The 22,978-nt window shown below is 69.8% G+C and carries 13 protein-coding genes and 1 pseudogene; 1 reads left to right on the forward strand and 13 read right to left on the reverse strand.

Annotated elements, in window-relative coordinates; translation table 11 throughout:
• Nucleotides 1-93: 93 nt before the first annotated feature.
• The 5 genes from glgB to ACQEV2_RS29605 all read right to left on the reverse strand — a co-directional run bounded on the left by glgB (nucleotide 94) and on the right by ACQEV2_RS29605 (nucleotide 9,567).
• The gene (glgB, locus tag ACQEV2_RS29585; RefSeq protein ID WP_433047968.1) at nucleotides 94-2,763 is read right to left on the reverse strand and encodes a 1,4-alpha-glucan branching enzyme; all 2,670 of its coding nucleotides are present in this window, start codon (nucleotides 2,761-2,763) and stop codon (nucleotides 94-96) included.
• A complete protein-coding gene (locus ACQEV2_RS29590; protein ID WP_433047971.1) occupies nucleotides 2,760-4,232 on the reverse strand; it encodes a maltokinase N-terminal cap-like domain-containing protein in 1,473 nt (490 codons plus the stop codon). Before ACQEV2_RS29590 ends, glgB begins: the two co-directional genes overlap by 4 nt.
• Nucleotides 4,233-4,316: 84 nt before the next feature.
• Entirely contained in the window at nucleotides 4,317-6,017 is a 1,701-nt protein-coding gene (gene treS, locus ACQEV2_RS29595) for a maltose alpha-D-glucosyltransferase (protein ID WP_433047974.1), read from the reverse strand.
• Nucleotides 6,014-8,128 carry a maltotransferase domain-containing protein gene (locus ACQEV2_RS29600; protein ID WP_433047976.1) on the reverse strand — a complete coding sequence of 705 codons (2,115 nt, stop codon included), beginning with the start codon at nucleotides 8,126-8,128 and terminating at the stop codon, nucleotides 6,014-6,016. The genes treS and ACQEV2_RS29600 overlap by 4 nt, the downstream gene beginning before the upstream one ends.
• 236 nt (nucleotides 8,129-8,364) lie before the next feature.
• On the reverse strand, nucleotides 8,365-9,567 hold the full coding sequence (locus ACQEV2_RS29605; RefSeq protein ID WP_433047979.1) for a S8 family peptidase: 1,203 nt from the start codon (nucleotides 9,565-9,567) through the stop codon (nucleotides 8,365-8,367).
• A gap of 324 nt (nucleotides 9,568-9,891) precedes the next feature.
• Between ACQEV2_RS29605 and ACQEV2_RS29610 the strand changes: the two genes are divergently transcribed.
• A complete protein-coding gene (locus tag ACQEV2_RS29610) occupies nucleotides 9,892-12,510 on the forward strand; it encodes a glycosyltransferase family 1 protein (RefSeq protein ID WP_433047982.1) in 2,619 nt (872 codons plus the stop codon).
• Between the two features lie 57 nt (nucleotides 12,511-12,567).
• On the opposite strand, the gene ACQEV2_RS29615 is transcribed toward ACQEV2_RS29610, so the two are convergent.
• The 8 genes and pseudogenes from ACQEV2_RS29615 to ACQEV2_RS29650 all read right to left on the reverse strand — a co-directional run bounded on the left by ACQEV2_RS29615 (nucleotide 12,568) and on the right by ACQEV2_RS29650 (nucleotide 22,911).
• Nucleotides 12,568-12,990, reverse strand: a complete 423-nt coding sequence (locus tag ACQEV2_RS29615) for a hypothetical protein (protein ID WP_433047985.1) — start codon at nucleotides 12,988-12,990, stop codon at nucleotides 12,568-12,570.
• A gap of 29 nt (nucleotides 12,991-13,019) precedes the next feature.
• Nucleotides 13,020-13,379, reverse strand: coding sequence for a hypothetical protein (locus ACQEV2_RS29620; protein WP_433047988.1), 360 nt, complete (start codon nucleotides 13,377-13,379; stop codon nucleotides 13,020-13,022).
• 80 nt (nucleotides 13,380-13,459) lie between these two features.
• Complete coding sequence (locus tag ACQEV2_RS29625) at nucleotides 13,460-13,948, reverse strand: hypothetical protein (RefSeq protein WP_433047991.1); 489 nt, start codon at nucleotides 13,946-13,948, stop codon at nucleotides 13,460-13,462.
• A 269-nt stretch (nucleotides 13,949-14,217) separates the two neighbouring features.
• Complete coding sequence (locus tag ACQEV2_RS29630) at nucleotides 14,218-14,727, reverse strand: DUF1990 family protein (RefSeq protein ID WP_433047994.1); 510 nt, start codon at nucleotides 14,725-14,727, stop codon at nucleotides 14,218-14,220.
• A 104-nt stretch (nucleotides 14,728-14,831) separates the two neighbouring features.
• On the reverse strand, nucleotides 14,832-16,499 hold the full coding sequence (locus ACQEV2_RS29635) for a M4 family metallopeptidase (protein WP_433047997.1): 1,668 nt from the start codon (nucleotides 16,497-16,499) through the stop codon (nucleotides 14,832-14,834).
• A gap of 210 nt (nucleotides 16,500-16,709) precedes the next feature.
• Nucleotides 16,710-18,773, reverse strand: a complete 2,064-nt coding sequence (locus tag ACQEV2_RS29640) for a M4 family metallopeptidase (protein WP_433048000.1) — start codon at nucleotides 18,771-18,773, stop codon at nucleotides 16,710-16,712.
• 302 nt (nucleotides 18,774-19,075) lie between these two features.
• Nucleotides 19,076-21,106, reverse strand: a complete 2,031-nt coding sequence (locus ACQEV2_RS29645) for an NAD(+) synthase (RefSeq protein WP_433048003.1) — start codon at nucleotides 21,104-21,106, stop codon at nucleotides 19,076-19,078.
• 53 nt (nucleotides 21,107-21,159) lie between these two features.
• Nucleotides 21,160-22,911: pseudogene (locus ACQEV2_RS29650) on the reverse strand (ABC transporter ATP-binding protein).
• Nucleotides 22,912-22,978: the final 67 nt, after the last annotated feature.

Genomic DNA, 22,978 nt, shown 5'->3' on the forward strand with positions numbered 1-22,978 from the left:
GCGGGGGTCCAGGGGGCGGAGCCCCCTGGCGGGGTGGAAGGGGCGGAGCCCCTTCAAGGATGGGACGGGTAGGGATGGCGGGGGCGAAAAACCCTAGGCCGGCCGGAGCCAGACGGTGGCCAGCGGTGGCAGCGTCAGCCGGATACTCGCCGCGCGGCCGTGCCACGGCTGGGCCTCCGGCTTGATCGGGTCGGGGTTCGTCACGTCGCTGCCGCCGTAGCGCGCCGCGTCCGTGTTCAGCGTCTCGTGCCACGCGGGGACGTCGTCCGGCACGCCCAGCCGGTACTCGTGCCGCACGACCGGCGACATGTTCGACACCGCCAGCAGCGGAGCCCCCTCGGCGTCGAAGCGCAGGAACGCGAACACGTTGTCGTCGGCCGCGTCCCCGACCACCCACTGGAAGCCGGACGGGTCGGTGTCCCGCTGCCAGAGAGCCGGGGTGTGCCGGTAGACCGTGTTCAGGTCGCGGACCAGGTCCCGCACACCCCGGTGGTCCGGCTCCGCCCCGTACGCCGGATCCAGCAGCCACCAGTCCGGCCCGTGCGCCTCGGACCACTCCGCGCCCTGCGCGAACTCCTGTCCCATGAAGAGGAGCTGCTTGCCGGGGTGGGCCCACATGTAGCCCAGGTACGCACGGTGGTTGGCGCGCTGCTGCCACCAGTCACCCGGCATCTTCGACACCAGCGAGCGCTTGCCGTGCACGACCTCGTCGTGGGAGATGGGCAGCACGTAGTTCTCGCTGTAGGCGTACACCATCGAGAACGTCATCTCGTTGTGGTGGTACTTGCGGTGGATCGGCTCCTTGGCCATGTACTCCAGCGAGTCGTGCATCCAGCCCATGTTCCACTTCAGGCCGAAGCCGAGGCCCCCGAAACCGCCGGGACCCGACACATGCGTCGGGCGCGTCACGCCGTCCCAGGCCGTCGACTCCTCCGCGATCGTCACGACCCCCGGCACCCTCCGGTACACCGTCGCGTTCATCTCCTGCAGGAACGCCACCGCGTCCAGGTTCTCCCGCCCACCGTGCTCGTTCGGCACCCACTGGCCCGGCTCGCGCGAGTAGTCCAGGTAGAGCATGGAGGCGACGGCGTCCACCCGCAGCCCGTCGATGTGGAACTCCTCGCACCAGTACGTGGCGTTGGCGACGAGGAAGTTGCGCACCTCTCGCCGCCCGAAGTCGAACTCCAGCGTCCCCCAGTCGGGGTGCGCGGACCGCAGCGGATCCTCGTGCTCGTACAGCGGACGCCCGTCGAACTCGGCCAGCGCCCAGTCGTCCCGCGGGAAGTGCGCCGGCACCCAGTCCATCAGCACGCCGATCCCGGCCTGGTGCAGGGCGTCGACCAGGTACTTGAAGTCGTCCGGCGTGCCGAGCCGCGCCGTGGGCGCGTAGAAGCCGGTGACCTGGTAGCCCCACGAGCCGCCGAAGGGGTGCTCGGCGACCGGCATCAGCTCGACGTGGGTGAAGCCCAGGTCCTTGACGTACGCGGGGAGCTGCTCGGAGAGTTGACGATACGTCAGGCCAGGGCGCCACGACGGGAGGTGGACCTCGTACACCGAGAACGGCGCCTCGTGCGTCGGCACCGACCCGCGCCGCTCCAGCCACGCCGCGTCCCCCCACTCGTGCTGCGAGGCGTGCACGACGGACGACGTGTTCGGCGGCGCCTCGGTTCGGCGGGCCAGCGGGTCCGCGCGCAGCGTCTTGGAACCGTCCGGCCGCGTGATCTCGAACTTGTACAGCTCGCCCTCACCGATGCCGGGCACGAACAGCTCCCAGACGCCGGAGCCGCCGAGCGAGCGCAGCGGATAGCCCGTGCCGTCCCAGTAGTTGAAGGTGCCGGCCAGCGACACGCCGCGTGCGTTCGGCGCCCACACCGTGAAGCGGGTGCCGGTCACGCCCTGGTGTGTCATCGGCTCGGCGCCGAGCGCCCGCCACAGCTGCTCGTGCCGTCCCTCACCGATCAGATGCAGGTCGAGCTCGCCCAGTGCGGGCAGGAAACGGTACGCGTCCTCGGTCTCCTGGACCGTCCCCTCGTAGGCGATGAGGAGCCGGTAGTCCGACGGTACGTCCCGCAGCGGCAACAGGCCTGAGAAGAACCCTTCCCCGTCGTCGTGCAGCTCGGCCCGCAGGCTCCCGGCGACGACGGTCACCGACAGGGCGTACGGCCGGAAGGCGCGGAAGGCGACCCCGCCGGGCACCGGGTGTGCCCCGAGGACGGAGTGCGGGTCGTGGTGGGTGCCGCTGAGGAGACGGTCGCGGTCGCCGGCGTCGAGAGCGGGGGAGACGGCTGCCTCTACGGGCGCCAGGGGTTCCGCGGGCTTCGGATCCGCAGGCTTCGGAGTGGCCCTCTCGGGGGCCGCCTTCTGCGCGGGGATCTTCTTGGGCGTCGTCTTCTGCGCCGGGATCTTCTTGGCAGCGGCCTTCTTCGGAGTGGTGCTCTTCGCTGCCGTGGTCTTCGCCGTCGTGGTTTTCGCGGTGGCTTTCTTGGCCACGGCCTTCTTCGCGGTGGCTTTCTTGGTGGTGGTCTTCTTGGCGGCGGCCTTCTTCGCCGGCGCCTTCTTCGCGGCCGTCTTCTTCGCCGCGGCCTTCTTCGTCGTCCCCTTCTTCATGGCCTCCGCGGCCTTCTCGGCGGCCTTGGCCGTCTTCGTCGCCGCCTTTTTCGCGACGCTCGTCTTCGCGGCCTTCTCCTCGGTCGTGTCCACGACCGGCTTCTCGGCCGTCTTCTTCGGATCCGAACCGCTGGAGGGAGTGGTGCGGGGGGTCACGGGCGGGGCCTCCTCGGCGAAGGTGGGGATGCGGGTGCGGGGGTGGAGGGGGACGGGGACGGTGACGGGATCGGGGTGCCGGAGTCCGAGGCGAGACGGCGTATCGCGGACAGCGGTACGGGGAGCCAGTCGGGGCGGTGGCGGGCCTCGTAGACGACCTCGTAGATCGCCTTGTCGGTCTCGTACGCGCGCAGCAGCACCGGATCGGTCCGCGGATCGACGCCGCTGACCTCGGCGTATCCGGAGCAGTACGCGGCCCGGCAGGTCTCGGCCCAGCCCGGTATGGGCGGGTCGGCCGAGTGGGCCGCGTAGTCGAAGGAGCGCAGCATCCCGGCCACGTCCCGCACCGGCGGCTGTGGCATGCGCCGCTCGGCCAGCGGCTTCGACGGCTCGCCCTCGAAGTCGATGAGCCACCACTGGCCGGCGGGCGAGCGCAGACACTGCCCGAGATGCAGGTCGCCGTGGATGCGCTGGGCGGTCCAGGTGCAGCCCTCGGCGGCCAGGTCGGCCAGCGCCTCGAAGGCGGAGCGCAGACCGGGGGCGTACGGCCGCAGCGTGGGCACGGCCTGAGCGGCCGCGTCCAGCCGCTCGACCATGCCGTCGACCAGCTGCTGCACTTGCACGTGCCCCAGAGTCACCGTCGGAAGCGTACGGGCCAGCGCCGTGTGTACCTCGGCGGTCGCGCGCCCGAGCGCCCGTGCCGCGGCGCCGAAGTCCTCGCCCTTGGCCAGCTCGCGCAGCGCCAGTTCCCAGCCGTCCGCCGCGCCCTGCACGAAGGGCTGGAGCACGCCGAGGACGTACGAGTCGCCGGAGAGCTCCGCCCTGATCCATGCCGTCGGCGCGGGCACCCGGTCGCAGCCCTCGCGGGCCAGCGCCAGCGGGAGCTCCAGGTCGGGATTGACGCCGGGGACGACCCGGCGCAACAGCTTCAGGATGAACGTATCGCCGTAGACGACCGACGAGTTCGACTGCTCGGAGGTCACCAGGCGCGGCACCAGGCCGGACCGGATCTCCTGGCTCCCGTCGCGTTCGAAGCGCAGCCCGCCGATCCTGGCCCCGGCGCGCAGTGCCTCCAGGAGCAGTTCGGCGGGGCGCAGGTCGTACAGGGCGTCGTACACAGTGCGTCCGGCGAGCGGGCCCTCGGCCACGTGTCCGATCAGCGCGGGCGCCAGCCGGGGCGGCAGCGCCTCGCGCTCTCCTATGAGGAGCTGGTAGCAGTCCGCGGGCTGCTCCGGGGCGCCCGGCACCGGTACGAGGGGCTGATGGGCGCGCACCAGCAGGTGGTACAGGCCCAGCTTGCCGCCGGGCGGCAGCAGCTCGGTGGCCGCCACCAGCGAGAAGCCCGTGACGGGACGGCCCTTGCCCGCGAACCACCGCTGCCGCGGCAGCCACTCCCGCAGGAGTGGGTCCAGCGACGCAAGGAGACCGGGAGAGGTCGTGAGGGTGGTACGGGTGACGGCTTCCGACATGGCGTCGCGTCCTTTCCCCGGGCCGGTCGGGGTGTTACTGATGCGTGCCCCGGGCGGGGCGGTAGAAACCGCCCCGCCGGGCTCTCAGGCGGCGTCCTTGCGCAGCCGGAACCAGTAGAAGCCGTGGCCTCCGAGAGTCAGCAAGTACGGGAGCTCACCGATGGCCGGGAATCGCACCCCGCCGAACAGCTCGACGGGATGCCGCCCGTTGAACCTCCGCAGATCCAGTTCCGTCGGCTGTGCGAACCGGGAGAAGTTGTTCACGCACAGGACGAGATCGTCCTCGTATTCGCGCAGGAAGGCGATCACGGCCGGATTCGACGACTGGAGTTCGGTGTACGAGCCGAGTCCGAAGGCCGGGTTCTGCTTGCGGATCTCGATCATGCGACGGGTCCAGTGCAGCAGCGAGGACGGCGAGGACATCGACGCCTCGACGTTCGTCACCTGGTAGCCGTAGACCGGGTCCATGATCGTGGGCAGGAACAGCCGACCCGGGTCGCTCGACGAGAAACCGGCGTTGCGGTCCGGGGTCCACTGCATCGGCGTGCGGACGGCGTCGCGGTCGCCGAGCCAGATGTTGTCGCCCATGCCGATCTCGTCGCCGTAATAGAGGATCGGCGAGCCGGGGAGCGACAGCAGCAGAGCGGTGAAAAGCTCGATCTGGTTGCGGTCGTTGTCGAGGAGCGGGGCGAGCCGCCTGCGGATGCCGATGTTGGCGCGCATACGCGGGTCCTTGGCGTACTCCGCGTACATGTAGTCGCGTTCCTCGTCGGTGACCATTTCGAGGGTCAGCTCGTCGTGGTTGCGCAGGAAGATGCCCCACTGGCAGCCGGAGGGAATGGCCGGGGTCTTGGCGAGGATTTCGGAGACGGGGTAGCGCGATTCCCGCCGGACGGCCATGAAGATGCGGGGCATCACCGGGAAGTGGAAGGCCATGTGGCATTCGTCGCCGCCGGACTGGAAGTCGCCGAAGTAGTCGACGACGTCCTCCGGCCACTGGTTGGCCTCCGCCAGCAGCACCGTGTCCGGATAGTGGGCGTCGATCTCCTTCCGCACCCGCTTGAGGAACTCATGGGTCGCGGGCAGGTTCTCGCAGTTCGTGCCCTCCTCCGCGTACAGATACGGCACCGCGTCCAGCCGGAAACCGTCGATTCCCAGGTCCAGCCAGAACTTCAGCGCGGAGAGGATCTCCTCCTGCACCGCCGGGTTCTCGTAGTTGAGGTCCGGCTGGTGGGAGAAGAAGCGGTGGAAGAAGTACTGCTTGCGGACCGGATCGAAGGTCCAGTTGGAGGCCTCGGTGTCGACGAAGATGATGCGCGCGTCGGCGTACTGTTTGTCGTCGTCGGCCCACATGTAGTAGTCGCCGTAGGGGCCGTCCGGGTCCCTGCGGGACTCCTGGAACCACGGGTGCTGGTCGCTGGTGTGGTTCATGACGAAGTCGATGATGACGCGCATGCCGCGCTGGTGGGCCGAGTCCACGAATTCCACGAAGTCGGCGAGGTCACCGAATTCGGGCAGCACGGAGGTGTAGTCGGAGACGTCGTAGCCGCCGTCCCGGAGGGGTGATTTGAAGAAGGGCGGCAGCCACAGGCAGTCGACGCCGAGCCATTGCAGGTAGTCGAGTTTGGCGGTCAGGCCTTTGAGGTCGCCGACGCCGTCGCCGTTGGAGTCCTGGAAGGAGCGGACCAGGACCTCGTAGAAGACGGCGCGCTTGAACCAATCCGGGTCACGATCCTTGGCAGGAGTGTCCTCGAAGGTGTCCTGAACGGGCTCGTTGACGATCATTTTGTGGGTGACCCTCCGATCTGCGGGGTGGACGGTCGCAGAACACGAAAGATGTGCGCGGGCGTGCCGCCCGGCTCAAGGCGCACATAATTGGCCCTGCCCCAGTGATAGGTCTCGCCGGTGAGCTCGTCGCGCACCGACACCGACTCGTGCCAGTCCAGGCCGAGTTGCGGCATGTCCAACGAGACCGTCGCCTCCTGGGTGTGGTGAGGGTCGAGGTTGGCGACCACCAGAACCGTGTTCGAGCCCTGCCGCTTCGAGTAGGCGATGACCTCGTCCTTGTCCGCGTGATGGAAGTGCAGATCGCGCAGCTGACGCAGGGCCGGGTTCGCGCGCCGGATGGCGTTGAGCCGGGTGATCAGGGGCGTGATCGTACGCCCCTCCCGTTCGGCGGTTTCCCAGTCGCGGGGTCGGAGTTGGTACTTCTCCGAGTCGAGGTATTCCTCGCTGCCCTCGCGCAGGGGGGTGTTCTCGCACAGCTCGTAGCCGCTGTAGATGCCCCAGGTGGGCGAGAGGGTGGCGGCCAGCACGGCACGCACCTCGAAGGCGGGACGGCCGCCGTGCTGGAGGTAGGCGTGCAGGATGTCGGGGGTGTTGGCGAAGAAGTTCGGCCGCATGTAGGCCGCCGCCTCACCCGACAGCTCGGTGAGGTACTCGGTCAGCTCCTGCTTGCTGTTGCGCCAGGTGAAGTAGGTGTAGGACTGCTGGAAGCCGATCTGGGCCAGGGTGTGCATCATCGCCGGCCGGGTGAACGCCTCCGCCAGGAAGATCACGTCCGGGTCGGTGCGGTTGATGTCGGCGATCACCCGCTGCCAGAACACCACCGGTTTGGTGTGCGGGTTGTCCACCCGGAAGATCCGCACCCCGTGGGCCATCCAGTGCCGCAGCACCCGCAGGGTCTCGGTGATCAGGCCGTCCATGTCCGCGTCGAAGGCGAGGGGGTAGATGTCCTGGTACTTCTTCGGCGGGTTCTCGGCGTAGGCGATGGTGCCGTCGGGGCGGTGGTGGAACCACTCGGGGTGTTTCTGTACCCAGGGGTGGTCGGGGGAGCACTGCAGGGCGAAGTCGAGGGCGATCTCCAGGCCGAGTTCGGCGGCGCGGGCGACGAAGCGGTCGAAGTCCTCGAGGGTGCCCAGGTCGGGGTGGACGGCGTCGTGGCCGCCCTCGGGGGAGCCGATGGCCCAGGGCACGCCGACGTCGTCCGCGCCGGCGGACAGGGTGTTGTTGCGGCCCTTGCGGAAGGTGGTGCCGATGGGGTGGATGGGCGGCAGGTAGACCACGTCGAAGCCCATGGCGGCGATCGCGGGCAGCCGGCGCGCGGCGGTGGTGAAGGTGCCGTGCGGGCGTTCGGGGGTGCCCTCGGAGCGGGGGAAGAACTCGTACCAGGCCCCGTACAGGGCGCGTTCGCGTTCCACCAGCAGCGGCAGCGCATCCGAGGCGGTGACCAGGTCCCGCAGCGGATACCGCCCCAACACCGCATCCACCTCGGGCGTCAGCGCGGCCGCCAACCGCCAGGAGGCCGGGCGGCTCTCGTCCCGCAACGCCTCGGCGGCCGCGAGGATCACCTGACGCCGTCCGTCGCTCTCGGGCACTCCGGCGGCCGCACGCTCGTACAGCCGGGCACCCTCCTCCAGCACCAGTTCCGTGTCCATCCCGGCCGGGATCTTGATTTGGGCGTGGTGCCGCCAGGTGCTGACCGGATCGCCCCAGGCCTCCACCCGGTAGGTCCAGTGCCCGGGTTCGCCGGCGGTGACGGTGGCGCCCCAGCGGTCGGTGCCCGGGGCCAGTTCACGCATCGGCGTCCAGGGGCCGGGACGGCCGTCCGGGTCGGTAAGCACGACATTGGCGGCCACGGCGTCATGCCCCTCACGGAACACGGTCGCCGAGATCTCGAAGGACTCGCCGGTCACCGCCTTCGCGGGCCTGCGCCCGTGCTGGACGATCGGGCGGACGTCGAGGACGGGTATGCGCCCGACGCCGACGGACGTGTCCCTCGCGGAGGATCGCTCCGCGGCGGGTGGTCCGGTGTCGGCGGTGACGGCGCGCTGGATGGGAAGCGCATCGGTGCGGGACGTCGGGGGTGAGGACGACTGGTGGTGCATGGCGGGCATGACCGCTCCTGTCCGCGTCAACGTGGGTGGGCGGATGGCTGTGGGGAGGTGGGTCCTGCGTGGTGTTTCCCAGTACGCCCGGGGGCGCACGGGTGGGGTGTACCGGAGGAGCCTTCCCACCCTATTCGGGTACGCAATCCGGCACTTTGTTAACTACTCACGCGTATGTCTACACACAAGACCGGCCCCGTTCGCAAGAACGGGGCCGATGACTGCATTTCGGCGTGAAGAGGCCGCTACGACCCCGGTACCTGCAGGAGTTTGTTCGGCGAGCCGAGCCCGCGCCCGGAGACCTTGCCGGACACCGCCCCGTCCACCAGCGCCTTGGACACCTGGGCCGGCCTGGCCCTGGGGTGGTCGGCCAGATAGAGCGCGGCCACGCCCGCCGCGTGCGGCGACGCCATCGACGTACCGGAGAAGGTCGCCCGGCCGGTGTCGCTCGCGTACGACGCCGAGGTGATCGAGACGCCCGGGGCGAACAGGTCCAGGGCCGAGCCGAAGTTGGAGAAGCCGGCCCGCGCGTCCTTCTTGTCGGTGGCGCCGACGGTGATGGCCTCCTTCACCGCGGCGGGGGAGTAGAGGCCGGCCGGCAGCCCGTCGTTGCCCGCCGCGACCGTGTAGGTGACGCCGGACGCGATCGAGTTGCGCACGGCGGCGTCGAGCTGTGCGTTGCGGGGGCCGCCGAGGCTGACGTTGGCGACCGCCGGCTTCTTCGCGTGCCTGGTCACCCAGTCGATGCCCGCGATGACCTGGGCCGTGGTGCCGCTGCCGGCGTTGTCGAGGACGCGTACGGCGACGACCTTCGCGTTCTTGGCGACGCCGTACTGCTTGCCCGCGATGGTGCCGGCGACATGGGTGCCGTGGCCGTTGCCGTCGCCGGCGGTCCTGTCGTTGCCCACGAAGTCCCAGCCGTAGCTCGCCCGGCCGCCGAAGTCCTTGTGCGAGACGCGGATGCCGGTGTCGATCACGTAGACGGTCACTCCGGCGCCCGCGGACTCGGGCCAGGTGTAGCGGTTGTCCAGCGGCAGGTTCGGCTGGTCGATGCGGTCGAGGCCCCAGGACGGCGGGTTCTTCTGGGTGTGGTCGAGCGTCACGCGGGTGTCCTGGACGACCGACGCGACGCGGGAGTCGGCCGCGAGCCGCTTGGCCTGTCTCTCGTTGGCCTGGATGGCGTATCCGTTGAGGACCGTGCCGTAAGTGTGGCTTATTTTCGCCCCGTACTTCTCGGCGAGGCTCTTCCCGGCCGCCGACGGAGCCTTCGTTCCCCCCTTGAGTGTCACCAGGTAACTGCCGCTGACGGAGCCGGGTTCTCCGGCGCCGAGTATCTGCCCCTCCGGTGCGGCGTGCGCGGGCATGGTGGTGGCCGACAGTGCGGCGACACAGGTCACCGCGGTCAGGCCACCGGCCCGGCGCAGACGCCGTGTGCGCGTCCGTGCCATGGTGTGAGTTCCCCTCCTCAACTCGGCGCACGGCGGCCCTGGATCACCGGGTGCACCCGGCGTGGACCGGTGCGCCACGTGTCAGCCTCTCCTGACGTGAGAAGTCGCCACAAGGACGCCTACGGGGGCGGAATCGGCCATATCGGCTTTGGGGGGTGTGCAAAGGTTGCGGCGCTTTTCGGACGGACGTGCTCTTTCGTACTCAGCTTGACAGCCACAAAAACGCACTGTGGTTACGAAGCCCCGCATACCGATAGCGTGCGCAGTGATGACGGGACGCACACTGCCGTGCGTCCCCCGCCACGCGCTGCCCGAGGTGGAACCGTGAAGGCGATCCGTCGATTCACCGTCCGTCCTGTCCTCCCCGAAGCCCTCCGGCCGCTGAGCGATCTGGCCCGCAATCTGCGCTGGTCCTGGCACGCCGAGACCCGCGATCTCTTCCAGTCCGTGGACCCCGAGTGCTGGGCCGCCTCGGGCAACGACCCCGTACGGCTGCTGGGCAGCGTGTCGCCCGGACGGCTCGCGGAGCTGGCCGAGGACCGCCGGTTCCTGCGCCGCCTCACCGCGGTCGCCGGTGACCTCAACGACTACGTCACGGGCGAGCGCTGGTATCAGGACCAGTCCGCCGAACTGCCCGCCGCCATCGCCTACTTCTCGCCCGAGTTCGGCATCACGGCCGCCCTGCCCCAGTACTCCGGCGGCCTCGGCATCCTCGCCGGCGACCACCTCAAGGCGGCCAGCGACCTCGGCGTACCCCTGATCGGCGTCGGGCTGCTCTACCGCCACGGCTACTTCCGCCAGAGTCTCTCCCGGGACGGCTGGCAGCAGGAGCACTACCCGGTCCTGGACCCCAACGAGCTGCCGCTCGCGCTCCTCAAGGAACCCGACGACACCCCCGCCCAGGTCTCCCTCGCCCTGCCCGGCGGCAAGCAGCTGCACGCCCGCGTCTGGCTCGCCCAGGTCGGCCGGGTGCCCCTGCTGATGCTGGACTCCGACGTCGAGGAGAACGGCCTCGGCGAACGCGGCGTGACCGACCGGCTCTACGGCGGCGGCAGCGAGCACCGGCTGCTGCAGGAGATGCTGCTGGGCATAGGAGGGGTGCGGGCGGTCCGCACGTACTGCCGCCTGACCGGCCACCCCGCACCCGAGGTCTTCCACACCAACGAGGGCCACGCCGGCTTCCTCGGCCTGGAGCGCATCGCCGAACTCTGCGCCGAGGGCCTGGACTTCGACTCCGCGCTGGAAGCCGTCCGCGCCGGCACGGTCTTCACCACCCACACCCCCGTCCCGGCCGGCATCGACCGCTTCGACCGCGAGCTGGTCGCCCACCACTTCGGCCCCGACGCCGAACTCCCGAGCATCGCGGTCGAGCGGATCCTGCAGCTCGGCATGGAGACGTACCCCGGCGGCGAACCGAACCTCTTCAACATGGCCGTGATGGGCCTGCGCCTGGGCCAGCGGGCGAACGGCGTCTCGCTGCTCCACGGCCACGTCAGCCGCGAGATGTTCTCGGGCCTGTGGCCGGGATTCGACCCCGACGAGGTCCCCATCACCTCGGTCACCAACGGCGTGCACGCCCCGACCTGGGTCGCCCCCGAGGTCTTCCGCCTCGGCGCCCGCCAGATCGGCGTCCAGCGCACCGAGGACGCCATGACCGTCGGCGGCTCGGACCGCTGGGACGCGGTCGGGGACATCCCAGACCAGGACATCTGGGAGCTGCGCCGGAACCTGCGCGAGCAACTCGTGACGGAGGTGCGGCAGCGCCTGCGCACCTCCTGGCGGCAACGCGGCGCCGGGACCGCCGAGTTGGGCTGGATCGACCGCGTCCTGGACCCGGACGTCCTGACGATCGGATTCGCGCGCCGGGTCCCGTCGTACAAACGCCTTACGCTGATGCTCCGCGACCGCGACCGCCTGATGGACCTGCTTCTGCACCCGGAGCGGCCCGTCCAGATCGTGGTGGCGGGCAAGGCGCACCCGGCGGACGACGGCGGAAAGCGCCTGGTCCAGGAACTGGTGAGGTTCGCGGACGACCCGCGCGTGAGGCACCGGATCGTGTTCCTGCCGGACTACGGCATGGCGATGGCCCAGAAGCTGTACCCCGGCTGCGACATCTGGCTGAACAACCCGCTACGGCCCCTGGAGGCCTGCGGTACGTCCGGCATGAAGGCGGCGCTGAACGGCTGTCTCAACCTCTCCGTCCTGGACGGCTGGTGGGACGAGTGGTTCCAGCCGGACTTCGGCTGGGCGATCCCCACGGCCGACGGCACCGGCACGGACCCGGACCGCCGCGACGACATAGAGGCGGCGGCGCTGTACGACCTGCTGGAGCAGCGCGTCACGCCCCGCTTCTACGAGCGGGGCCAGGGCGGGTTGCCCGACCGCTGGATCGAGATGGTCCGCCAGACCCTGACGCTGCTCGGCCCGAAGGTCCTGGCCGGCCGGATGGTCCGCGAGTACGTCGAGCGCCTCTACACCCCGGCCGCCCACGCGCACCGCGCGATGACGCCGGACGCGGCGCGCGAACTCGCGGAGTGGAAGAGGCGGGTGCGCTCGGCGTGGCACGGCGTCACGGTCGACCACGTCGAGACGTCGGCGCCGACGGCCACCGCGGAACTCGGGTCGACGCTCAGCCTGCGCGTCCGGGTGGGCCTGGGCGACCTGGGTCCGGACGACGTGGAGGTCCAGGCGGTCTCGGGCCGCGTCGACTCGGAGGACCGCATCGCGGACGCGTCGACGGTGCCGCTGAAGCCGACGGGGAATCCGGACGCGGAGGGGCGGTGGGTGTACGAGGGGCCGCTCTCCCTGGACCGGACGGGCCCGTACGGCTACACGGTGCGGATCCTGCCGGCGCATCGGTTGCTGGCGTCCGGCGCGGAGTTGGGGCTGGTGGCGGTGCCTTCGGAGGAGATGGGGCAGGGGGCCGGGGTGCTGATGCGATGAGCAGTGGCGCTCGGCCGGGATCTCCCGGCCGAGCGCGATGTGCCACCTGCTCGCGCGTCAGGCGATGGCTGTCGTGTAGGCGCAGTTCAGCAGCGCCCCACCGTCGGTCTGGCACATCGTCAAGGAGACAGAGGCGCCTTCCGTTATGTTGAGGTCCTTTTCAAGTCTTGGGGCGTCGGCACCCTGTGTGTGCCTGAGCTCGGCCGAACCGCCGGACCAGGAGGCCTTCACGTACACCCCGCGACCGTCGGCCTTGTCGTCCACCGCGTAGATGAGTTCGTCATAGGCCGTGAATCCGGCCCACGAGACGACCACGCCGCTGCTGTTGCGCCACTCGGCCCAGCAGTCCCTGCCGCCCGGGTCGTTCCACCCGTCCGCGCAGCCCTTGTCGTACGTGTCGGCCGACGACACCCCCGCCATGGCACCGAACGTCAACGCCGCGGTGGCCGCGACGGTCCCCACCCTGAGAAACGTGCGCATGACTGCCTCTCCTCCCCTTTGTACGTGCTTCAGGCCGTGCCGATACAGGACGGAATGACGGCGTTGGAGCCGAAGTCGATGCCGCCGGTGACGGTGCCGTCCCAGTTCCCGAGGTAGGCACCGACGTGGACGGTCGTTCCCTCCGCGAGGGAGAGGTCCACGTCGCGGACACCGCCGTCCGCGCCCATCCGGTTCCAGTACCAGTACTGACCGTCGCCGTAGATTTCGATGAACCCGATGGCGGAGTGACCGTCGGCGAAGATGTCGTCCACCAAGAGGTGTTCGCCGTACGCCTTGAACGTCGCCTTGCCGCCGCCGTTGTCGGAGTAGTCGGTGCAGTCCGTCTCGGCGTGGGCGTTCGCAGACACCCCCAGAGTGAGTGCCGCCACGATCGGAAGAATAGCTGCCGTACGCCCGAACAGACGCTTTTTCATTACGTCCTCCTTCTCTCGCAGTGATACGTTCCGGTTCAATCCCCGGAGCAAGAGGCTTCGACGACGAGCTTTGGTTTCAGATCTGCCGAGAAAGGCGTACCGGCAGTGGGATTCTGGGTGCAGACTTCCCATGACCAATGGCGCTCGTTGGTCCTGTTTCCAGCCTCGTCGAGTGTGTCGACGCTGATGTGGTCCGGGGCAAATCCCGCTTCGACGAGTTGGTGGACCGCCGTGCGCAGGCTCACGCCGAGGACCTTCGGCGTTTTGCCGGGCGGTATGTCGTCGCCGACGCGAAGTGGGCATTTCTCGGAACGCCGGACCGCAAAGAAATCAACGGCCCTGAGGTTCGGCTTCTGCTTTTCGAAGCACGCCTTGAAGTTGCCTGCGTAGGCCGGGCTGATGTACCGGCCCAGGCTTGTCGCATCGCGGAGGGCGAATCCTTTCCCCTGGTCCGCGGCTGCTTTCATGGCCGTGTCGAGCGGGAGGTCGATTCGGCGAATGGAGGTGTCGTCCGCTGTGCGCACGTCGCTGGTCTTCGTGCGCTCTTCGCCGGCCGTCTCTTGATGGCCGCACGCTATGGCACTGCCCAGAATTGCCAGAGCGGCTGCTGAGCTCGCCAGGACGCGGCGAGTTTGCCCCCAAGGAATGCTCGCTAATCTCACAGAATCACTCCCCCCGTTGAGGCAAACGGAATCATGGAAGCGTTTGCCGGGTCAAGGGGTTTTCTGCGATCACAGAGTTCTGACCGATTGTCCCCATTGCGGGGTAATTCCGATAACGCGGTATCGCCCGGTCAGTCCTCCTGCACCGGCGCGCACAACCGCCGCAGCACCACACCGCACCGCCGCGCATAAGCGTGCTGGAGTCCGCGGGTGGCCGGTCCCCCCGCCCGCGCGTACCACTTCGCCCCGCGGCTGAATGCGTTCACCGTCAGCCATACGGTGCCGTCGCCCGTGCGTTCCACGAGGAACGCCTCCTCGCCGCACTCCGGATGGCCGGAAAGCGTGCCGTACGCCCACCCCACGCGCCGGTGTTCCTCCACCGTCCAGACCACCCGGCACGGTGCCTTGATCATGCCGGCGAGGGTGACCGTGACATCGACGTCGGGGGCCGCGCGGGGGGCCGACGCGTCGATGCCGACGCCCATGGCGCGGTGCATCTCCCAGGTCATGACCGCCTCGGCGGCTCTGCGGAAGACCTCCTCGCCCTCGCCGATGCGGGTGCGCACATGCAGGGGGTGGAAGCCGGGCGGGCAGAAGCCGTTCTCCCGGGTCGCGCCGACGTGGTCGTACGTGAAGGACATGGGAGACAAGAGTAGGGCGGCACCCGGGAATGCCTTCGTTCCGGGTGCCGCCCTGTCGGACCTGTGTCCGGTCTTGCGTCAGTCGGGCGTCAACAGGCCTGCGGTCAGCTGACGTTGACCGCCGACCACGCGGCCGCCACCGCCTTGTACTCGGTGCTGCTGGTGCCGCCGTACAGGGCGGACGCCGCGCTCAGGGTCGCCGTACGGGCGCCCTTGTAGTTCGTCGTCGACGTCATGTACTCGGTCAGCGCCTTGTACCAGATCGCGGCGGCCTTGGCGCGGCCGATCCCGGTGACCGTCGAGCCGTTGGACGTCGGGGAGTTGTAGCTCACCCCGTTGATCGTCTTGGCGCCGCTGCCCTCCGACAGGAGGTAGAAGAAGTGGTTCGCGGGACCCGAGGAGTAGTGGACGTCCAGGCCGCCCAGCGACGACGACCAGGAGTCGGCGGAGTTGCCGTCCTTGCTCGGCTTGTCCATGTAGCGCAGCGGGGTGCCGTCGCCGTTGATGTCGATCTTCTCGCCGATGAGGTAGTCACCGGGGTCGGAGGAGTTCGCCGCGTAGAACTCCACCGCCGTGCCGAAGATGTCGGAGGTGGCCTCGTTCAGGCCGCCGGACTCGCCGGAGTAGTTCAGGCCCGCCGTGTTGGAGGTGACGCCGTGGGTCATCTCGTGGCCGGCCACGTCGAGCGAGGTCAGGGGCTTCGTGTTCCCCTCGCCGTCGCCGTACGTCATGCAGAAGCAGCTGTCGTCCCAGAAGGCGTTGACGTATGCGTTGCCGTAGTGGACGCGGGAGTACGCGGCCTTTCCGTCGTTCTTGATGCCGCTGCGGCCGAAGGTGTTCTTGTAGTAGTCCCAGGTGACCTGGGCGCCGTAGGCGGCGTCGACGGCGGCCGTCTGGTCGCTGGAGGAGCTGGAGGCGGCGCCGGTGCCCCAGGTGTCGTCCGCGTCGGTGAACAGCGTGCCCGCGGAGGAGCTGGTGCTGCGGGCCTTGTTGTACGTCTTGTGGCCGCCGCGCGAGGTGTCGTACAGCTGGTACGTCGAACCCGACAGGGTCGTGCCGAGGGTGACCGTGCCCGAGTAGAGGCTCTTGCCGGTGCCGGTCTCGATGCCCTGGTACTCGTACAGCTTCTTGCCGGTGGCAGCGTCGGTGATGACGTGCAGCTCGTTGGGCGTGCCGTCCTCCTGGAGGCCGCCGACGACCGTCTCGTAGGCGAGGGTCGGCTTGCCGTTCGCGGCCCAGATCACCTTGCGGGGCGCGTTGTCCGCCTCGGTCTTCTTCGATCCGGCGGCCTTGGCCAGCTTCACGGCCTGGCCCTCGGCCTTGGCCGCGGTGATCTCCGGCTTGAGCGAGGCGACCTTGATGGCGGCCTTCGTCGCCTTGGTGACGCCCTTCGTCGCGCCGGACGACGACTCGTGGACGACCAGGTCGCCGCCGAGGACGGGCAGGCCCGCGTAGGTGCGCTCGTAGCGGGTGTGGACCGTGCCGTCGGCGTCCTTGACGACGTCCTTGACGACCAGCTTCTCCTGGGCGCCGAGGCCTATCTCGTCGGCGGTCTCGGCCGCCTCGGCCTGCTGGTCCTTGATGAGGGCGGTGCGGGCCGCGGGGGCCAGCGCGACCGGGACGGCGAGGGGGGCCGCCTTTCTGCTGCTCTGCGCCTGGTCCTCGGCGGCGGAACTGCCCGCGGTCAGACCGGTGGTGAGGAGGGCTCCGGCCGCCACCGCGGTGGCGATGGCCAGAGTGGTGCGCTTGCGACGCGCGTAGAGGGGGGTCACACGAGCTCCTTTGTGGGGGAGGTGCAGTGGTGCTTGTGCGGCGGGTGCACGAAGAGTGACACCTGGGGCGCGTACATGTCAGGAGGGTTCGGTGATGTTGGCCGAAAGTTGACTGTCCGGTAAATGTTTCGAAAATGTGAACGGGCGCCGTCCCGGCGGGAGTTGAACCCACCGAGACGACGCCCTGTCCTGAGCGGACCGCGAACCGGCCTACGGGAAGGTGAGCTTCCAGCTGTTGATGTAACCGGTGTCGATGGCCGCGTTGTCCTGGACCCGCAGCTGCCACACGCCGTTGGCGACCTCGGAGGACGCGTTCACGGTGTAGGTGGTGTTGAGGTTGTCCGAGCTGCCGCCGGTGCCGTAGCCCTTCAGCGTGTACGCCGTGCCGTCGGGGGCGACCAGGTCCACCTTGAGGTCACCGATGTAGGTGTGGACGATGTCCACGGCGACCTGGAGGTTGGAGGGCGCGTTGCCGGTCCGGCCGGAGACCGTGATCGGGGACGTCACCGCCGCCCCGTTGTCCGGAATCGACACGTCGGTTCCGCTCTCGAAGGACGTACCGCCACCGCCGCCGCCGTCGGACCGCGCACCCACGTTGACGCCCGCCCAGGCGTCCTGCACCGCCTTGTACTCGGCGCTCGTGGTGCCGTACAGCTCACCGGCCGCCGCGAGGGTGCCGGTGCGGGCGCCCGAGTAGTTGGTGGTCGAGGTGAACTTGGTGGTCAGCGCGCGGAACCAGATCTTCTCCGCCTTGGCGCGGCCGATGCCGGTGACCGGAAGGCCGTCCGAGGTGGGCGAGTTGTAGGTGACACCGTTGATGGTCTTGGTGCCGCTGCCCTCGCTCAGCAGGTAGAAGAAGTGGTTCGCGGGGCCCGACGAGTAGTGCACGTCGATCGAGCCGATGCCCGAGTACCAGGCGTCCTTGGACGCGCCGTCCTTGCTGGGCTTGTCCATGTAGCGCAGCGGGGTGCCGTCGCCGTTGATGTTGATCTCCTCGCCGATGAGGTAGTCACCGACGTCGGAGGAGTTGTTGGCGTAGAACTCGACCGTCGAGCCGAAGATGTCGGAGGTGGCCTCGTTCAGGCCGCCGGACTCGCCGCTGTAGTTGAGACCGGCCGTGTTCGACGTGAGCCCGTGGGTCATCTCGTGCGCGGCCACGTCGATCGACGTCAGCGGGTTGGCGTTGCCCGAACCGTCGCCGTACGTCATGCAGAAGCAGCTGTCGGACCAGAACGCGTTGACGTAGTTGTTGCCGTAGTGGACGCGGGAGTAGGCCCCGACGCCGTCACCGCGGATGCCCGAACGCCCGTGCACGTTCTTGTAGTAGTCCCAGGTCAGCGCGGCACCGTAGTGCGCGTCGGCGCCCGCGGACTCCAGGTTGGACGGGCTGCCGTTGCCCCAGACGTCGTCGGGGCCGGAGAAGAGGGTGCCGGTGCCGGAGGTGCCGCGGTTCAGGTTGTACGTCTTGTGGTTGCCGCGCGCGCCGTCGGTGAGGTTGTACGTCGAACCGGACTGCGTGGTGGTCAGGTTCACCGTGCCGGAGTACACCGTGTTGCCGGTGCCGGTCTCGATCGCCTCCCACTCGTACAGCTTCTCGCCGGTGGTGGCGTCGGTGATGACGTGCAGTTCCTGCGGGGTGCCGTCGTGCTGGAAGCCGCCGACGACCGTCTCGTACGCCACGGTCGGCTTGCCGTTCGCGGCCCAGATCACCTTGCGCGGCGCCCGGTTGACGTCGGGGCTCTTGGCGTCCTCGGCCTTCGCTGCGGCCAGCGCCTGCTTCTCGGCCTTGGCGGTGGATCCGACGGCCTTCGTGGTCGCCGGCGTGATGGCGGCGCGGGTGGCCTTGACGACCGCCTCGGTCTCGCCGGACTTCGCGGTCTCCACGACCAGGTCGCCGCCGAGGACGGGCAGGCCGTCGTACGTCCGCTCGTAGCGGGTGTGGACCGTGCCGTTGCCGTCCTTGAGGACGTCACGGACGACCAGCTTCTCCTTGGCGCCGAGGCCCAGGTCCTTCGCGGTGTCCGCCTTGGTGGCGTTGGCCTCGCGTATCAGCGCGGCGCGCTGGGCGGGGGACAGCTTGACGGACTCGGCGCCCGGTATGACCTTGCCCGCAGCCGACGGTGCCTTCTCCGGTGCTGCGGTGGCGGCGCCCGACTGGACGGCCGCGGCGATCAGGGCGGCCACGCCGACGAGGGCGACGGCGGCGGCCCGGCGGGACGCCGTGGGGCGCTGTGCTGCGTGGGGGGTGCGTCTGTGGGAGGAACTGTCTCTCAACACTGACTCCTTCTGCGCGGCCGCGGATCACGCGGCCAGGGGAGACCGTCCGGCGGGTGGGCCGTCCGGGCAGAGCGGGGTGGTACGCAGAACGACGTGCGCGTGCGGGAGCTGACGTGCGCGTGCGGGAGTTCGGCCGCGGGCACCGTCGTGTGACGGTGCTGTGGGGTTGCTGTGTCGCGGCCGTGGGAAGAGTGCCAGCTGACTGCGGTTTCTGTCAGGACCGCGTCAGAAAGTTGGCCGGAAATCGTTCGTTGTCCGGGAGTTCACGTTCGATAAACGGAACGGACAGGACGGGCGGCTCACACGTCGATACGGGCGAGGTCCCGCAGCCAGACAGCCGCGTTGCCGTCGGACGGCGCGCGCCAGTCGCCGCGCGGGGAGAGCGAACCGCCGGCCGACACCTTCGGCCCGTTCGGCATCGCCGAGCGCTTGAACTGTGCGAACGCGAAGAAGCGCCGGCAGAAGACCTCCAGCCAGTGCCGGATCTCCGCCAGGTCGTACGCCACCCGCTTGGCCTCCGGGAACCCCGGCGGCCAGGCGCCGGCCTCCGGGTCGTGCCAGGCGTGCCAGGCCAGGAAGGCGATCTTCGACGGCCGGAAGCCGTACCGCAGGACGTGGAAGAGCGTGAAGTCGTGCAGGTTGTACGGACCGATCTTGGACTCGGTGGACTGCATCTCCTCGCCCGGCACCAGCTCGGGGCTGATCTCCGTGTCGAGGATCGCGGCCAGTGTCTTGCCGGTCTCGTCGTCGAACTGGCCGCTGCCGATGACCCAGCGGATCAGATGCTGGATCAGCGTCTTCGGCACCCCGCCGTTGACGTTGTAGTGGCTCATCTGGTCGCCCACGCCGTACGTGGACCAGCCGAGCGCCAGCTCCGACAGGTCGCCGGTGCCGAGCACGATGCCGCCGCGCTGGTTGGCGAGGCGGAACAGGTAGTCGGTGCGCAGACCCGCCTGCACATTCTCGAAGGTGACGTCGTACACCGGCTCACCGGACGCGAACGGGTGGCCCATCTCCTGCAGCATCAGCCGTGCGGTCGGCGTGATGTCCAGCTCGGCCGCGGTGACGCCGAGCGAGTTCATCAGCTTGTGGGCGTTGTCCTTGGTGTGGTCGCTGGTGGCGAAGCCGGGCAGGGTGAAGGCGAGGATGTCGCTGCGCGGGCGGCCGGCGCGGTCCATCGCCCGGGCGGCGACGATCAGCGCATGCGTGGAGTCCAGGCCGCCGGACACCCCGATGACCACCTTCGGGCTGCCGATCGCCGCCAGCCGCTGCTGGAGACCCGCGACCTGGATGTTGTACGCCTCGTAGCAGTCCAGGGCGAGCCGGTCGGCGTCGGCGGGCACGAACGGGAGGCGCTCGACCCGGCGCTTCAGCCCCAGGTCCGCCGTCGGCGGGTCGAGTCGGAACCGCACGCGCCGGAAGTCGCCGGTACGGGTGGCGTGGGCGCGGCGGTTGTCGTCGAACGTGCCCATCCGCTGCCGCTCCTGGCGCAGCAGGTCGAGGTCGACGTCGGCCACGGCGTACTGGTCGTCGAGGGGGAAACGATCCGTCTCGGCCAGCAGGACACCGTTCTCGTAGATCATGGTCTGGCCGTCCCACGACAGGTCCGTGGTCGACTCGCCCAGACCGGCCGCCGAGTAGACGTACGCCGCCAGACAGCGCGAGGACGCCGCCCGGCACAGCAGCCGCCGGTCCTCGGCCCGGCCGACCGTGATCGGGCTGCCCGAGAGGTTGGCGAGCACGGTCGCGCCGGCCAGCGCGGCCTCCGCGCTCGGCGGCACCGGCACCCACATGTCCTCGCAGATCTCCGCGTGCAGCACGAGGCCGGGCACGTCCGCCGCCTCGAAGAGCAGGTCGACCCCGAACGGCACCTCCTCGCCGCGCAGCCGGATCGTTCCGCCGCGCTCGTCCTCGCCGGACGCGATCTGGCGCCGCTCGTAGAACTCCCGGTAGTTCGGCGGGTACGACTTCGGCGCGACGCCGAGGATCCGGCCGCGGTGCACGACCACCGCACAGTTGTAGATCCGGTGGCGGTGGCGCAGCGGGGCGCCGACGACCAGCACCGGCAGCAGGTCCGCCGACCCGGCCACCACCGTGCCGAGCGCCTCCTCGACCTCGTCGAGCACCGCGTCCTGCAGCAGCAGGTCCTCGATCGAGTAGCCGGTCAGGCCCAGCTCGGGGAAGACGGCGACCGCGACGCCCTCCTGCGCGCACCGGCGCGCCTGCCGCAGAACCGCTTCCGCGTTCGCGTGCGGGTCGGCGATGACGGTGTGGCCGGTGCACGCGGCGACGCGCGCGAAGCCGTGCTGGTAGATCGACCAGAAGTTCAACGGACTTCCCCAGGAGAAGCGGACAGTGCTGGTACCGAGCATAGATCGCCTGATCAGGCCGACGCCGTTCCGGGCGAGGCGGGCCGCTCCCCGTGCCACGACCGCCACAGCGCCGCGTACGCCCCGTCCGCGGCGACCAGCTCGTCATGGGTACCGAGCTCCGTGAGGCGGCCGTTCTCCATCACGGCCACCCGGTCCGCGTCGTGCGCGGTGTGCAGGCGGTGCGCGATGGCGATGACCGTACGGCCCTGGAGTACGGCGGCCAGGGCGCGCTCGGTGTGCCGGGCGGTCGTCGGGTCGAGCAGGGCCGTCGCCTCGTCGAGGATCAGGGTGTGCGGGTCGGCCAGCACCACGCGGGCGAGCGCGAGCTGCTGGGCCTGCGAGCCGTCCGTACGGCAGCCGCCGTCGCCGAGCGCCGTGTCCAGGCCGTCGGGCAGCCGCCGTACCCAGGTGTCCGCGCCGACCGCGGTGAGCGCGGCCCACAGCTCCTCGTCCGTGGCGGACGGCTCGGCGATACGGAGGTTGTCGCGGACCGTGCCGAGGAAGACGTGGTGCTCCTGGGTGACCAGGACGACCTGGCGGCGCAGCTCCTCCGGGCCCAGGGCGACGACGGGTACGCCGCCGACCGTCACCGAGCCGGCGGTCGGCGCGTCGACGCCGGCCAGGAGGCGGCTGAGGGTCGTCTTTCCCGCGCCGGACGGTCCGACCACGGCCAGGCGTTCTCCGGGCCGTACGGTGAGGTCGACGTCGGTGAGGACTTCGCCCCCGCGGTCGTAGGTGTAGTGCACGCCGGTCACGTCGATGCGGTCGTCGGCGGGGATCGGAGAATCGGTTTCCTTCGCCTGGGGCGCCCGTGCCAGCCCCTCCACGCGGGCGAACGAGGCGCCGCTGCTCTGCAGTTGCTCCACCCGGACCAGGAGTTCGTCGAGCGGCCCCTCGAACTGCCGGAAGTACAGGCCGGCCGCCACGACCGCGCCGAGGCTGATCGCCCCGTGCGCGTGCAGGATCCCGCCGATCAGCAGCACGCCCGCCACCGGGAAGAGGTACGACACCTCCACCACCGGGAAGAACACCGAGCGCAGGAACAGGGTGTGGAAGCGTGTGCGCCGGGACTCCTCCAGCGCCGCACGGCTGACCGCGACCCGGTGCTCCCGGAGCCCGAACGCCTCCACCGTGCGGGCGCCGGCCGCGGTCGCCGCGAGGATCTCCGCGACCTCCGAGTTCGCCGCGCCCTCGGCGAGATACGCGTCCCGGGCCCGCCGCAGGTACCAGCGCAGCACGAACCAGATCGGGGTGAGGACGAGCACCCCCAGCGCGCCGAGCAGCGGGTCGATCGCGAAGACCGCGGCGAGCAGGAACAGCGCCTGCACGACGTTGATCAGCATCTCGGGGCCGGCGTCACGGAGCGTGGTGCCGACGGTGGCCACGTCGGCCGTGCCGCGGGCCGTCAGGTCGCCGGTGCCGGCGCGTTCCACGACGGAGGCGTGCAGGGCGAGGGTTCGGTCGACGAACTCCTCGCGGATGCGGGCGAGGGTGCGTTCGCCGAAGCGGTGGCCTTCGTACCGGGCCTAGCGGGCCAGCAACAGCTGGGCTGTTGCCGCGATCAGGATCGCCAGGGCGAGTTTGTCCACGGTCGTTGTGCCGTGGCCGGCGCGGACCTCGTCGATGATGCGGCCTACCAGCCAGGGGGCGGCCAGGCCGGCCAGTGCGGCGAGGGAGTTCAGGGCGAGTACGGCGGTGAAGGCTTTGGCGTCGGCTCGGATGAGGCGGAGGGTGGCTTGTCGTACGTCTTTGGGTTCTGCGATGGGGAGGGAATTGCGGGGGAGGGCTCGGGACTTGGGGTTGTGTGCCGGGTGCGGCTGCTTTGTGGCT

Source organism: Streptomyces sp. CA-251387, assembly GCF_050936625.1.
In the GTDB taxonomy this organism is placed as follows: Bacteria; Actinomycetota; Actinomycetes; order Streptomycetales; family Streptomycetaceae; genus Streptomyces.